The 12,306-nt window shown below is 44.3% G+C and carries 15 protein-coding genes, 1 rRNA gene and 1 other RNA gene; 12 read left to right on the top strand and 5 right to left on the bottom strand.

Going from position 1 to position 12,306, the window contains the following annotated elements:
• Positions 1-557: IS3 family transposase (locus AM506_RS21180; protein WP_152968582.1), on the top strand; the 557-nt coding region annotated here is incomplete at its 5' end.
• Positions 558-614: 57 nt separating this feature from the next.
• Here the strand turns inward: AM506_RS21180 and AM506_RS21175 are convergent.
• The 4 genes from AM506_RS21175 to AM506_RS21160 form a co-directional block, all read right to left on the bottom strand.
• The gene (locus tag AM506_RS21175; protein ID WP_060675050.1) at positions 615-1,283 is read right to left on the bottom strand and encodes a deoxynucleoside kinase; all 669 of its coding nucleotides are present in this window, start codon (positions 1,281-1,283) and stop codon (positions 615-617) included.
• Entirely contained in the window at positions 1,267-1,923 is a 657-nt protein-coding gene (locus tag AM506_RS21170) for a deoxynucleoside kinase (protein ID WP_060675048.1), read from the bottom strand. Before AM506_RS21170 ends, AM506_RS21175 begins: the two co-directional genes overlap by 17 nt.
• Before the next feature lie 230 nt (positions 1,924-2,153).
• Entirely contained in the window at positions 2,154-3,440 is a 1,287-nt protein-coding gene (locus tag AM506_RS21165) for a glycosyl hydrolase family 18 protein (RefSeq protein WP_060675047.1), read from the bottom strand.
• A 78-nt stretch (positions 3,441-3,518) separates the two neighbouring features.
• Positions 3,519-4,058 (bottom strand): isochorismatase family cysteine hydrolase, encoded by a 540-nt coding sequence (locus AM506_RS21160; RefSeq protein WP_060675045.1) that lies wholly within the window; start codon positions 4,056-4,058, stop codon positions 3,519-3,521.
• Positions 4,059-4,146: 88 nt separating this feature from the next.
• Between AM506_RS21160 and tadA the strand changes: the two genes are divergently transcribed.
• The 7 genes from tadA (at position 4,147) to AM506_RS21125 (ending at position 8,362) form a co-directional block, all read left to right on the top strand.
• Positions 4,147-4,635: a tRNA adenosine(34) deaminase TadA gene (gene tadA / locus AM506_RS21155; protein ID WP_060675052.1), complete on the top strand. Its 489-nt coding sequence runs from the start codon at positions 4,147-4,149 to the stop codon at positions 4,633-4,635.
• Positions 4,636-4,733: 98 nt separating this feature from the next.
• An RNA gene (ffs, locus tag AM506_RS21150) (signal recognition particle sRNA large type) lies at positions 4,734-4,998 on the top strand.
• Positions 4,999-5,149: 151 nt separating this feature from the next.
• The gene (gene dnaX / locus AM506_RS21145) at positions 5,150-6,838 is read left to right on the top strand and encodes a DNA polymerase III subunit gamma/tau (protein WP_060675043.1); all 1,689 of its coding nucleotides are present in this window, start codon (positions 5,150-5,152) and stop codon (positions 6,836-6,838) included.
• 28 nt (positions 6,839-6,866) lie between these two features.
• Positions 6,867-7,193, top strand: coding sequence for a YbaB/EbfC family nucleoid-associated protein (locus tag AM506_RS21140; protein WP_375162873.1), 327 nt, complete (start codon positions 6,867-6,869; stop codon positions 7,191-7,193).
• 11 nt (positions 7,194-7,204) lie between these two features.
• Positions 7,205-7,801, top strand: coding sequence for a recombination mediator RecR (gene recR, locus AM506_RS21135; RefSeq protein WP_034766119.1), 597 nt, complete (start codon positions 7,205-7,207; stop codon positions 7,799-7,801).
• A 17-nt stretch (positions 7,802-7,818) separates the two neighbouring features.
• Positions 7,819-8,037 carry a YaaL family protein gene (locus AM506_RS21130; protein WP_044340677.1) on the top strand — a complete coding sequence of 73 codons (219 nt, stop codon included), beginning with the start codon at positions 7,819-7,821 and terminating at the stop codon, positions 8,035-8,037.
• Between the two features lie 61 nt (positions 8,038-8,098).
• Entirely contained in the window at positions 8,099-8,362 is a 264-nt protein-coding gene (locus tag AM506_RS21125; RefSeq protein ID WP_034766123.1) for a pro-sigmaK processing inhibitor BofA family protein, read from the top strand.
• 71 nt (positions 8,363-8,433) lie between these two features.
• On the opposite strand, the gene AM506_RS21120 is transcribed toward AM506_RS21125, so the two are convergent.
• Complete coding sequence (locus tag AM506_RS21120; protein WP_060675041.1) at positions 8,434-8,913, bottom strand: PaaI family thioesterase; 480 nt, start codon at positions 8,911-8,913, stop codon at positions 8,434-8,436.
• A 177-nt stretch (positions 8,914-9,090) separates the two neighbouring features.
• Here AM506_RS21120 and AM506_RS21115 point away from each other — a divergent pair, with 177 nt between their 5' ends.
• The 4 genes from AM506_RS21115 to AM506_RS21100 form a co-directional block, all read left to right on the top strand.
• Positions 9,091-9,318 (top strand): FeoA family protein, encoded by a 228-nt coding sequence (locus tag AM506_RS21115; RefSeq protein WP_060675039.1) that lies wholly within the window; start codon positions 9,091-9,093, stop codon positions 9,316-9,318.
• Positions 9,318-11,309 (top strand): ferrous iron transport protein B, encoded by a 1,992-nt coding sequence (gene feoB / locus AM506_RS21110; protein WP_060675037.1) that lies wholly within the window; start codon positions 9,318-9,320, stop codon positions 11,307-11,309. The genes AM506_RS21115 and feoB overlap by 1 nt, the downstream gene beginning before the upstream one ends.
• Positions 11,310-11,323: 14 nt before the next feature.
• The gene (locus AM506_RS21105; protein WP_060675035.1) at positions 11,324-11,500 is read left to right on the top strand and encodes a FeoB-associated Cys-rich membrane protein; all 177 of its coding nucleotides are present in this window, start codon (positions 11,324-11,326) and stop codon (positions 11,498-11,500) included.
• Positions 11,501-11,838: 338 nt separating this feature from the next.
• Positions 11,839-12,306 (top strand): 16S ribosomal RNA (locus AM506_RS21100); the annotation flags it as partial.

Genomic DNA, 12,306 nt, shown 5'->3' with positions numbered 1-12,306 from the left:
GGAACGTTGGAAAGGTAGCGAAGAACCGATTATCACGCCGGTTTAACACGCATGTCCCTCTACAAAAATTAGTAACTGACGTTACAGAATTTAAATGTCTAAACGAAGAGAAGTTATATTTAAATCCCATTCTTGACCTCTATAACGGAGAAATCATCGCGTATGGAATCAGGAAACGTCCCACGTTAGATCTAGTCACGGAACCTTTACATGAAACGATAGAAATAATAAGAAATCACGCAATCTATCGAACCACCATCCATTCTGATCAAGGCTGGCATTACCAGCACAACCAATGGGTGAAGACCTTAAAGAAGAATAATGTATTCCAAAGCATGTCACGGAAAGCTACATGCGCAGACAACGCTGTAATGGAAAACTTTTTTGGTGTTTTGAAGCAGGAAATGTATTACGGAGAAAAATTAGTTACCTTTGAGGATTTGAGAAGCCGGATTGAAGAATATATCCACTGGTACAATCATGAACGTTCAAAAGAAAAATTGGATGGACTAAGTCCAGTCGAATACCGAACTCAGTCCATCCAATCAGCTGCATAACAAAACTCTAACTTTTGGGGTTAGCCACCTTGTCGCAGAGTAGTCTTTTTAATATATTTAACTCTTCAACATTCTCGTCTGTTCAATGAAATAACCAATTCTTTCGACGATTGGTTCGATGGAGTTTTGGTCGTTGACGAGGTCGTATTCGCTGATGTCGAGTCGGAGGACGGGACATGCGTTAAAGGAATTGATCCAGTTTTCGTAGCGCTCGTGCATTTCTTCCCAGTAGGCAACAGGTGTTTGCTGTTCCATCGGGCGGCCGCGTTCACGGATGCGATCAACGATATTATCAATGGATCCTTCAAGATATATCAACAGATCAGGGTGTGGAAAATAAGGTGTCATGACCATGGCATCAAATAGGCTTGTATAGGTTTCATAGTCGATTTCACTCATATTCCCTTTTTCATAATGCATGCGGGCGAATATGCCTGTATCTTCGTAGATGGAGCGATCTTGGATAAAGCCGCCGCCGTATTCAAAGATTTTCTTCTGTTCTTTAAACCGTTCTGCCAGGAAGTAGACTTGAAGGTGGAAGCTCCAGCTTTTAAAGTCCTGATAAAATTTATCGAGATATGGATTCGTATCCACTTTTTCAAATGACGTCCGGAAGCCGAGTGCATTGGCCAATCCGTTTGTCATGGTGGATTTCCCGACACCGACCGTTCCGGCAATGGTGATCACGGCATTGTTCGGGATCCCGTATTTAGTGCGAAGATTCATGATAGTGAACTCCTTTTTTCAGTGTAGTTTCTAATTGAGTAAGAATATGATCCAGATCCTCTTTGTTTTGAACGAAATCTACGTGGTCGCCATTGTAGCGAAGAACAGGGATATCCGGGTGTGTTTCTTCGAATGTATTCATATATTCTTCATAATCAAGTGATAGCTGCTTCAGGTAAAGAGGGCTGATTTTCTTTTCGAAATCACGTCCTCTTTTTTCGATGCGCTTCAGGAGCGTATCCAGGCTTGCGTTCAAGTAAATGACCACATTGGGTCTCGGCATATCTGAAGTCAGGATGTCATAGATGTTGAGGTATTTCTTGAATTGTTGTTCATCCTTCAATGTGCGTTTTGCGAAGATGATGTTTTTAAGAATATGATAATCTGCAACGACAGATTTGTTCTGAGATAAGTAGTGTTTCTCGATATCTTCTAATTGTTTATATCGATTGCATAAGAAAAACATCTCTGTTTGAAAGCTCCACTCTTCAATATCATCATAAAATTTATCTAAGAATGGGTTCTCATCTACGATTTCTTTAAGCAGGTGAAATTGAAAATGATCGGAAATCGCTTTTGCAAGAGAGGTTTTTCCTATTCCAATCGGGCCTTCAACGGTAATGAAAGGAATGCGCCCCATTAATTGTCCTCCTCATATTACGGCAATCTTTTCTCGTATATAGTGTAAAAAATTACGACAGGAATTATTGTAACACAATATATGGATGGTTTGTTCAGGATATTTCCTGTGATAAAGAAAACACATCACCTTCATTATATCGGCTCCCTGTAAGGGGATTTTATGGAGACGCACATAAAAAGCTGATGGAGAGGTGTTTATAGATTTACCTATCCATCAGCTTCTATTAATCATCTTTTTACAACGTTAAAATTGTCGGAAATTAACAGCCAGTTTTGAGGGAAAGAGAGACCGAGCTTCCAATAGCTCATTCCCCTCAATTTCAATTCTTTCATGAGGTCGAATTTGGCCTGGATGCTCCTTGCATCTTCAAACCAAACTTCATGATCTTTTCCGGTGGCTGCATCACGGTACTTGAAGAAGGGCGCCTGCGCTTTTTGATCATAATCGATTTTGACATTGTTATCAGCAGCTATCTGGATTGCCTGTTGAGGACTGATGGCTTTAGCTGTGCTTCCCTGTACGAAGGGGAGTGTCCAGTCATAACCATATAGATTCTGCCCCATGAGGATCTTGGATGGAGGCATTTCGGAAACGGCATATTCAAGAACATCCCGAACCGGTCCGATAGGGGACACCGCCATAGCGGGACCACCACTGTAACCCCATTCGTACGTCATGATGACCACGAAGTCGACAATTTCACCATGGGCTTTGTAATCATGGGCTTCATACCATTTCCCTTTTTGATCCGCGCTGGTCTTTGGAGCCAGGGCGGTTGAAAGCAGCCAACCTTCTTGGTTGAAACGCTGTTTGGCCTTTCGTAGAAATTGGTTGTACGCTTCTTTGTCCTGTGGACGCAAGTACTCAAAGTCAAAATGAATATCCCTGAATCCATATTTCTTAGCGGTTTGGACTACGTTATCCAGGAACTTATTCTGGATGTTCTGATCGGTTAATAAAATTCTGCCGAGTTCATCACTGAATGTCCCTTCCTCTTGGTTGGTGATGGCCATCATCATGACATTATTATTGTCTTTCCCCGTTTGAATGAGGTTTCCGAGTGGAGGTTCCTTCAAAGTGCCATCCCGCTTCGCCTGAAAACTGAATGGAGCGAGATACGTGAGGTAGGGGGCCGCTTCCTTGGCGCTTTGTTCAAGGTTTGGGGCCACTTCCTTTCCGTATGGTTCAACATAACCATTAAACTCCGCTTTCACCTTTGGTTTCTGTGGAATGTATAAACGAAACCCCACCTGTAGAGGCTGATTGGGAGAGATCCCATTCACCCGTGCCAGTTCCTGATAAGGGACGCCGGTTTTTTGACTGATGCCCCAAAGACTATCCCCTGGTTGAACAAAATAAAAGCTTCCTATAATCGGGATGACCAGTGATTGGCCGATCACTAAGTTATTGGGGTTCGGCAATTTATTTGTCTCCACTATATCGTTAACTGTTGATCCATACGCTTGAGCAATACCAAATAAAGATTGGTTCGCCTGGACAACATGTATTTGCATAAACAGACCCTCCTCTAATACATTCACTATAATCAGCGTATGAAAAGGGAGGTTTGAATATGTTTTCAGGTGGAAATTTTATAAAATCTCGCCGGTAGGATCAATTTTTGCTTTTAGTACATTTTTCATCATCGTCAAGGCGTAGTGATTATCTTCTTCACTGACAGAAGCGATGGCATCACAAGGGACCATCAGGTTAAACTCTCTCATATAGGCATCGTTGGCTGTAAAGAGTACACATATATTGCCGGCGATCCCCGTAATGATCAGGTTCTTGACGGATAAGTGGTGTAGAAGAGTGTTTAACGCCGTACCGTAAAAGGCAGAGTGCTTCGGCTTGATAAGAAAGTAATCGTCTTCCATCGGTTGGAGAGGAGTCATGATGCTATCGCTCATTTTGTTATGACACTTTTTGTAGATCTCTTTGTAATCTGCTTTCCAAAGCTCATAATGGTCGTTAATATAGATGGTAGGAAGCTTATGTTTCATACAATAGCGACGCAGGGAGTTAATGGGATCGACAATTCCGGCGGTGTGCTGTGCCAGGGTCTCCCCGTGTTTAAAGTCAAATGGATTCATAATATCGATGACCAGGAGAGCAGTATCGTTAGGTATCATGTGAAAGCCCCTTTCCACTATAGTTTGGTGTGAATCGGGATATTTTATAAAGGATTGAGAAATAAATTTACAGGAGTACATAATGGGTATGAGAGAAGAACAATTTATGAAAGAAGCACTGATAGAAGCAGAGAAAGCAGCTGCGATCCAGGAAGTTCCGATTGGCGCTGTGATTGTCATGAATGATGAAATCATCGCCCGGGCTCATAATTTAAGGGAAACAAGCCAAAATGCCATCACCCATGCTGAAACACTGGCGATCCAAGAGGCTTGTGAAAAGCTTGGCACCTGGCGTCTTGAAGGAGCGGAACTTTATGTCACGCTTGAGCCTTGTCCCATGTGCAGCGGCGCCATCATCCTTTCGAGAATCGAGAAAGTCGTCTATGGGGCAAAGGATCCGAAAGCAGGATGTGCCGGGACATTGATGAATCTACTCGAGGATGACCGATTCAATCATCAGTGTGAAGTATTACCTGGAGTGCTCGCGGAAGAGTGCGGTGGAATCCTTTCCCAGTTTTTTAAAGGGTTAAGGGAGCGTAAGAAGATGGAGAAGAAGATGGGGATGGATAGTCTGTAAATAACTTACAGCATTCCATCATTGCTTTTTACCGTAAATCCTAGTATACTTAATTTTGCGTCGCACTAATGACGCAACTAAATATGGTATCAATTTTGCCGTGCTAGGTGGGGAGGTAGCGGTGCCCTGTACTCGCAATCCGCTCTAGCGAGACCGAATTCCTTTCCGAGGCTCGCACTCTGTAGGGCCTGCCTCAAGTAAGTGGTGTTGACGCCTGGGTCCTGCGCAATGGGAATCCATGAACCATGTCAGGTCCGGAAGGAAGCAGCATTAAGTGGAAGCTCCCATGTGCCGCAGGGTTGCCTGGGCCGAGCTAACTGCTTGAGTAACGCCTATGGATGCTTGTCGACGAAAGGTGCACGGCAGTTTAACTTATATACAACAACTCATCCATTTCCGGATGAGTTTTTTGTTTGTGCAAAGGTTTAAAATGATCTCCGGTTTTCTTTGTAAAAGGGATTTACATTACGTTATAATAGAGACACTATAGTACATAAAAAGAGGGGGGAGTATTTTGGCATATCAAGCTTTATATCGTGTGTGGCGTCCTCAGTCATTTATTGATGTAGTTGGACAGCAGCATGTAACGAAAACGTTGCAAAATGCCCTCCTTCATCAGAAGATTTCCCATGCCTATTTATTCTCGGGACCAAGAGGGACAGGGAAGACGAGTGCAGCGAAGATCCTGGCAAAAGCCGTTAACTGTGAACGTTCCCCTGTAGCGGAACCTTGCAATGAGTGCGATGCATGTATAGGGATCACGGACGGTTCGATCCCTGATGTCATTGAAATCGATGCCGCCTCCAATAACGGGGTGGAGGAGATCCGGGACATCCGGGATAAAGTCAAATATTCTCCAAACGTCGTCGAGTATAAAGTCTACATCATCGATGAGGTTCATATGCTGTCGATTGGAGCTTTCAATGCGCTCCTGAAAACACTGGAGGAGCCTCCGAAACATGTCATCTTCATCCTGGCGACGACCGAGCCCCATAAGATTCCCCTGACAATCATTTCGCGCTGTCAGCGATTTGACTTCAAACGGATCACGGCCATGGATATTGTGGGAAGAATGAGTCATATTGCGTCAGAATCAGGTGTCAATTTTGAAGAAAATGCCTTGACGATCATTGCAAGGGCTGCCGAGGGTGGGATGCGTGATGCCCTCAGCCTGCTTGATCAGGCGATCTCCTTCAGTCAGGACCGGGTCACAGTCGACGATGCCCTGACGGTAACGGGAGCCGTTTCCCAAGGTTACTTGAATACCCTGGCCAAAGCTATCTTAGAACGGGATGTAACAACTGGTTTAGGGGCCCTGGAAGAGCTATTGTTTCAAGGGAAGGACCCTGCGAGGTTCGCAGAAGACTTCATCCTTTATTTCAGGGACATGCTGTTATACCAAACAGCCCCGAATCTTGAGGAATCACTGGAACGAGTGATGCTCGACGATGATTTCAAAGAATTGGCAGAGCGTACTCAGCCTGGACAGATCTATCAATATATTGACGTCCTGAATCAGGCCGGTCAGGAAATGAAGTTTACGAACCATGCCCGGATTTATCTGGAGGTTTCCATCGTCAAGCTTTGTCAGATGGAAGCGCCGGTAACGGTTTCTTCACCGGAAGTAAATGATTTGATGAAAAAGATCAATCTTCTTGAAAAAGAAGTCGAACAGCTGAAGGCAAATGGAGTCAAGGTTCAAGCGGAGCCTGCTGCACAGACTGCGAAAAAGCCGATCAGGGCAAAGAAAGGGTTCCGTGCCCCTACCGGTAAGATTCAAGAAGTGCTTCGAACGGCGACGAAAGAAGACCTGAATCTTATCAAGAGCCGCTGGGGAGATATGGTGGAAACCTTAAATCAGCGTCAGATGCGTTCGCAGTCGGCATTATTAAATGATGCTGAACCTGTAGCAGCAACAAATGGCTCATTTGTGTTAAAATTCAAATATGATATCCATTGTCAGATGGCGATGGAAAATCAAGCTTTTACTTCGGCGATTGCTTCCATTTTGGAAGAGTTAACGGGAAATAGCTATGCGGCTATTGGAATTCCTGAAGATCAGTGGATGTCCATAAGGGAAGACTTCATCCGAAATTCGAAAACAGAGGATGGAGATTCATCGGGCGGGGATCAAGAAGAAGATTCACTCTTAACGGAAGCTGAAAAGCTGGTCGGTATGGATTTAATAGAACTCAACGATTAATATTTTCAATAATAAACTGGAGGTAATGATGATGATGCGTGGAAATGGAAATATGCAAAACATGATGAAGCAAATGCAAAAAATGCAAAAGAAGATGGCGGAAGCCCAGGAAGAATTGGGTGAAAAGCAAATCGAAGGTACAGCAGGCGGCGGTATGGTAACAGTCATCGTGTCCGGTCACAAACAAGTCATTGATGTGAAAATCAACGAAGAAGCGGTTGATCCGGATGATGTCGAAATGTTACAAGACTTAGTTCTTGCAGCGACTAACGATGCACTGAAGAAAGCGGACGAACTAACGAACTCAACCATGGGTCAGTTCACTAAAGGAATGAACCTACCGGGAATGTTCTAGGAGGCAAAAATATGCATTATCCTGAGCCTATATCAAAGCTGATCGACAGCTTTATGAAACTGCCGGGAATCGGGCCGAAAACTGCGGCCCGCCTGGCTTTTTTTGTTCTCAGTATGAAAGAGGATACCGTATTGGACTTTGCGAAAGCATTGGTCAATGCAAAACGTAACTTGAGTTACTGCTCCGTCTGCGGACATATAACGGATCAAGATCCCTGCTATATCTGTGAGGATCAAAGACGTGACCGCAGCATCATCTGTGTCGTGCAGGATCCCAAGGATGTCATTGCGATGGAGAAGATGAAAGAATACAACGGACAATATCATGTGCTTCATGGAGCTATCTCACCGATGGATGGGATCGGGCCAGAAGACATTAATGTCCCGGACCTCATCAAGCGCCTTCAAAGCGATGAAGTTCAGGAAGTCATCCTGGCAACCAACCCCAACATCGAAGGGGAAGCGACTGCCATGTACATTTCCCGACTCGTCAAACCATCCGGTATCCGGATCACAAGGATCGCCCACGGACTTCCTGTCGGCGGTGACCTCGAATACGCAGACGAAGTAACGTTATCAAAAGCCCTTGAAGGAAGAAGAGACGTTTAACGAAGGAGAGGATACCTATGTTTTTCCGAAAAAAAGGAAAGCTGAAAAAAGAGTATGACCAATCCTTGCTTCACGTTTTAGACGAAACGAAGGATCATTGGAATCAGCAGCGTTCCATCGATGAGATGAGTGTGGATTACAATCTGAACATCCACTGCCATTCCAAAATTGCAGAAGCCAAATATTTTTTTCTCTTTAGAGAAGCGAAACATAGAAAGATCGTCATAAAAAGGTAGACAACCATCATATCCTTTCAATAAGAGACTAAATTTGTTCTTGTTGAGAGGAGAGAAGGGTATGAGCCCAGTTATCGTCATTGCGGTGATCAGCGGCCTGATTGTCCTGCTGTTAGCGACCGGGACTCCAATCAAGCCGCTGCGGTTTGTTGGACAAGTCGCCATGAAGGTCATGATCGGAGCACTATTTTTATTCTTCCTGAACGCCTTTGGCAGTCAGTACGGAATTCACGTCCCGATTAATGTCGCCACCTCATCTATTTCAGGGATATTAGGTATTCCCGGCGTAGTGGGACTTACGGTGATTCAAATGTGGATTTTATAGAATGATATGCAAAAAGGCAGTCGAGATGTCAGGTAAGCACCCTGAGTCTTGACTGCCTTTTTTCTTTTATACTATTCACTTATGAACGTTTTGGGCATGACAACCGCCACTACTTCTCCTCGTGCGCATAGATTCCCCTCTGCGAACACTTCCGTTTCCACTTTGAATTTCTTTGGATGAATTTCATGAACCATTCCAACCGCTTTTAGTGGAACATTGTGTGGAGTCGGCTTCATGAAATCAACTTGCAAGGAAGCCGTCACGAAGCGAGGGGGTTCCTGACCGTCCCCGACCTCTCCGCCATTTTTTTGGTGAAGAGCGATGGCCGCGGAACCGGTGCCATGACAATCGATTAAAGACGCAATCAATCCACCATACACAAAACCCGGTAAAGCAGTATGTGCAGGCTTTGGTGTATAGAGGGTGACGGTTCGATCCCCATCAACTCCTGTGCGGAAATGATGTCCCTCTTCATTCAGTCTGCCACATCCGTAACACCAAGCAAAATCATCGGGGTAATCATCCTGTATTGCACGAGCAACTTCTTCCATATCTCATTCTCCTCTCGAGTCAACATTCTCTATCATACTTCTATAAGCCACCTTCGATCCCCTTTAATCAGGAAAGAGATTCATTCTTACCTTTACGAATTGGCTGAATTCTATTAAAATTGAATAATAAATGATAATGAATATCAGTATCGATTTAAATATATGAGGTGATACACCATGAACCTAAGTCAGATCCAAAGGAATGAATCGTTTCAAATAGTTGACTTAACAGAGCTTCACCCATTTGTTAAGCGTCGTTTAAAGGATATGGGAGTGTGTGAGGGCAGTGAAGTCAAGGTCATCCGTTATTGTCTGTTTGGGGGCCCGTGTCTGTTGGAATGCTCAGGTCAGCGTGTGGGAATCCGGAGAAAAGATACAGATTGCATCAAAGGGGCACGGATATAATGGAAACGGCACTTTTGGGAAATCCCAACACCGGTAAAACATCTTTGTTTAATCAGATTACCGGTTCATATGAATATGTCGGCAACTGGAGTGGAGTGACGGTAGAGAAAAAGGTTGGTCGAATAAAGGATTCTGTACAATCGTTAATTGACTTACCCGGTGTATATTCACTTAACCCCCTTTCTCATGATGAACGAGTGGCGTCGATGGCACTCCTGCAGGAAGAAGCGGGGCAAATACTTAATATTGTGAATGCCAATCAGCTGGAACGGAGTCTGTATTTAACGATCGAATTACTGGAGACGAATCTGCCGACTGCGATTGTCCTTAATATGATGGATCTCGCGGAAAAGCGGGGGATCAAGGTGAATGTGCAGCTTCTGGGAGAGCTTCTAGGAGTGAAGAGTTATTCTACCATCGCCCGAAAAGGCAAGGGGTGCGATGAAATCATTCAGCTCTTCCGGGAACAACCCCTTGAACAGGCTTCTCTATTTACCCTTGATTATGGAACTCTGGTGGAAGAAGCCATATCCAGGATTCTCTTACTTATGGGAAAAGAAGGAGACCGGAAGAAACGCTGGGTGGCAATTCAGTATCTCATCGGGAATGAGCTTGTACAGCAGAGTTTGAATGATTCCTATCCTGGTATGCAGGCAGTGAAAGAACAGGCTGAATCACTTCTTTTAAAAGAAACTGGACAATCTCTTGAGGAAGCACTCTATATGACACGGAAGTCATTTATTCAAAAAATCGTAGGTCAAGTAACAGAGGAAGATAAAAAGCAGGGTAGTCTTCCCCTGACCGCCTGGCTCGACCATATTGCAACTCATCCGGTATTTGGTATCCCGTTCTTTCTACTTGTCTTACTTGTCGTCTTTCAACTGACATTCGGTTGGCTTGGAACACCGATCTCAGATGCCCTTGATTCCTTTTTTGCAGGGCCGTTGACCAACGGTGCCCAATATCTATTGGATCAAGTGAATGCTCTGCCATTCATCAAGGCTGTTATCCTCGAGGGGATCATTGCCGGTGTCGGTGGTGTGCTCGTGTTCGTTCCACAAATCTTTATCTTGTTCTTCTTTATTTCTTTATTGGAGGACTCTGGGTATATGGCGCGTGTGGCGGTGGTGATGGACAGGCTGATGGAATTCATAGGACTAAATGGGAAAGCGTTCATTCCATTGATTATTGGATTTGGATGTAATGTGCCTTCCATCATGGCAGCCCGTACGATCGAGCAACCTAAAGAGAGACTGCTCACCATTCTTATTTCACCATTTATGTCTTGTTCTGCACGACTGTCTGTGTACGCCCTATTTGTTGCAGCATTCTTTAGTGAGCATCAAGCCATTATCGTATTATCCCTTTATGTGCTGGGGATTGTTGTAGCCATTTTGGTAGCCAAGGTCTTTTCCTTCTTTTTGAAAAACGAGAAATCATATTTCGTCATGGAGCTTCCTCCATATAATGTCCCGCAGCCTTTGCAGTTACTAAGAAGTACATGGGATAAGGGAAAAGGGTTTGTACGTAAAGCGGGTACATTCATCTTTGGGGGAACGGTATTTATCTGGCTCTTTTCCTATTTAGGACCGAACGGAGCGGGTGTGCCGATTGACGAAAGCTTCATGGCCATCGTCAGTGGGGTATTTGCGCCGGTCTTTGCACCTCTCGGCTTTGCTTCATGGCAAGCGGTATCTGCATTATTCACAGGTTTCTTAGCTAAGGAAGTCGTGGTTTCGACTATGAATATTCTTTATCACGTTCCGGCAGGGGATACATTGGCTAATTTACTTCCTCAATTTTACACGCCGCTCGCTGCCTATACGTTTTTGGTGTTTATCTTGTTGTATACACCATGTTTAGCAACAGTCGCCATCATGAAGAAAGAAACCGGGAGTATGAAATTGACCCTGTTATCAATCGTCTATTCTTTTGTAGTCGCCTATATTGTAGCTTTCATTGTATATAGAATAGGTCAGTTCATTTTCTAATAGGAGGGTCTATCATGATTTTCAGTATAATTGTAGGACTTCTCATCTTTGGATATGCCACTTGGATGGTCGTTTCCTTCTTTAAGAAAAGCCGCCAAGGAAAGTGCGGTACATGTGCTTTAAATAAAACGTGTAAATCTGGATGCGCGACAGTAAGTTCTGATCAACGCCAGAATATATTAAAAAATTAAAAGTGGTGCGAAATAAATAGAGAAACAGAAGAGGGCTAGCTTCACTAATGGGGGCTGGTCCTTTCTTTTGTTTCAAACGAACATACTACTGAAATTAAATCCAAAAAGTTTAACAATAGTATTGACTCTACATAGTAGAAGATGCTATTATATTCCTTGTCGCCAAAACAAGGCGAGAAACAAATTTCAAAAAAAGCTTGACGCTTTATATCGAAAAATGTTATATTAAAGAGGTGCTCAAGAGAGCCCAACGTACTATTGAACCTTGAAAACTGAACAAAACAAGACAATACGTCAACGTTAATTCTAGATTTATTTTTAAAGAGCTATTCAAACTTTTATCGGAGAGTTTGATCCTGGCTCAGGACGAACGCTGGCGGCGTGCCTAATACATGCAAGTCGAGCGGATTGATGGGAGCTTGCTCCTTGATATCAGCGGCGGACGGGTGAGTAACACGTGGGTAACCTGCCTGTAAGACTGGGATAACTCCGGGAAACCGGGGCTAATACCGGATAACTCATTTCCTCGCATGAGGAAATGTTGAAAGATGGCTTCTTGCTACCACTTACAGATGGACCCGCGGCGCATTAGCTAGTTGGTGAGGTAACGGCTCACCAAGGCAACGATGCGTAGCCGACCTGAGAGGGTGATCGGCCACACTGGGACTGAGACACGGCCCAGACTCCTACGGGAGGCAGCAGTAGGGAATCTTCCGCAATGGACGAAAGTCTGACGGAGCAACGCCGCGTGAGTGATGAAGGTTTTCGGATCGTAAAGCTCTGTTGTTAGGGAAGAACAAGTGCCG

Source organism: Rossellomorea vietnamensis, assembly GCF_001305855.1.
GTDB lineage: Bacteria > Bacillota > Bacilli > Bacillales > Bacillaceae_B > Rossellomorea > Rossellomorea vietnamensis_A.
The sequence above is the reverse complement of the archived record's forward strand: the minus strand, read 5'-3'. Positions and strand labels throughout refer to the sequence as shown.

Excerpts from the sequence above, each read along its gene's own strand:
- AM506_RS21130 (WP_044340677.1), top strand. The coding sequence starts at position 7,819 with ATGTTTTTCCGAAAAAAAGGAAAGCTGAAAAAAGAGTATGACCAATCC.
- AM506_RS21160 (WP_060675045.1), bottom strand. The coding sequence starts at position 4,058 with ATGATACCTAACGATACTGCTCTCCTGGTCATCGATATTATGAATCCA.
- recR (WP_034766119.1), top strand. The coding sequence starts at position 7,205 with ATGCATTATCCTGAGCCTATATCAAAGCTGATCGACAGCTTTATGAAA.
- feoB (WP_060675037.1), top strand. The coding sequence starts at position 9,318 with ATGGAAACGGCACTTTTGGGAAATCCCAACACCGGTAAAACATCTTTG.
- tadA (WP_060675052.1), top strand. The coding sequence starts at position 4,147 with ATGAGAGAAGAACAATTTATGAAAGAAGCACTGATAGAAGCAGAGAAA.
- AM506_RS21120 (WP_060675041.1), bottom strand. The coding sequence starts at position 8,913 with ATGGAAGAAGTTGCTCGTGCAATACAGGATGATTACCCCGATGATTTT.
- AM506_RS21125 (WP_034766123.1), top strand. The coding sequence starts at position 8,099 with ATGAGCCCAGTTATCGTCATTGCGGTGATCAGCGGCCTGATTGTCCTG.
- AM506_RS21105 (WP_060675035.1), top strand. The coding sequence starts at position 11,324 with ATGATTTTCAGTATAATTGTAGGACTTCTCATCTTTGGATATGCCACT.
- AM506_RS21175 (WP_060675050.1), bottom strand. The coding sequence starts at position 1,283 with ATGAATCTTCGCACTAAATACGGGATCCCGAACAATGCCGTGATCACC.
- AM506_RS21165 (WP_060675047.1), bottom strand. The coding sequence starts at position 3,440 with ATGCAAATACATGTTGTCCAGGCGAACCAATCTTTATTTGGTATTGCT.
- AM506_RS21170 (WP_060675048.1), bottom strand. The coding sequence starts at position 1,923 with ATGGGGCGCATTCCTTTCATTACCGTTGAAGGCCCGATTGGAATAGGA.
- AM506_RS21115 (WP_060675039.1), top strand. The coding sequence starts at position 9,091 with ATGAACCTAAGTCAGATCCAAAGGAATGAATCGTTTCAAATAGTTGAC.
- AM506_RS21140 (WP_375162873.1), top strand. The coding sequence starts at position 6,867 with ATGATGATGCGTGGAAATGGAAATATGCAAAACATGATGAAGCAAATG.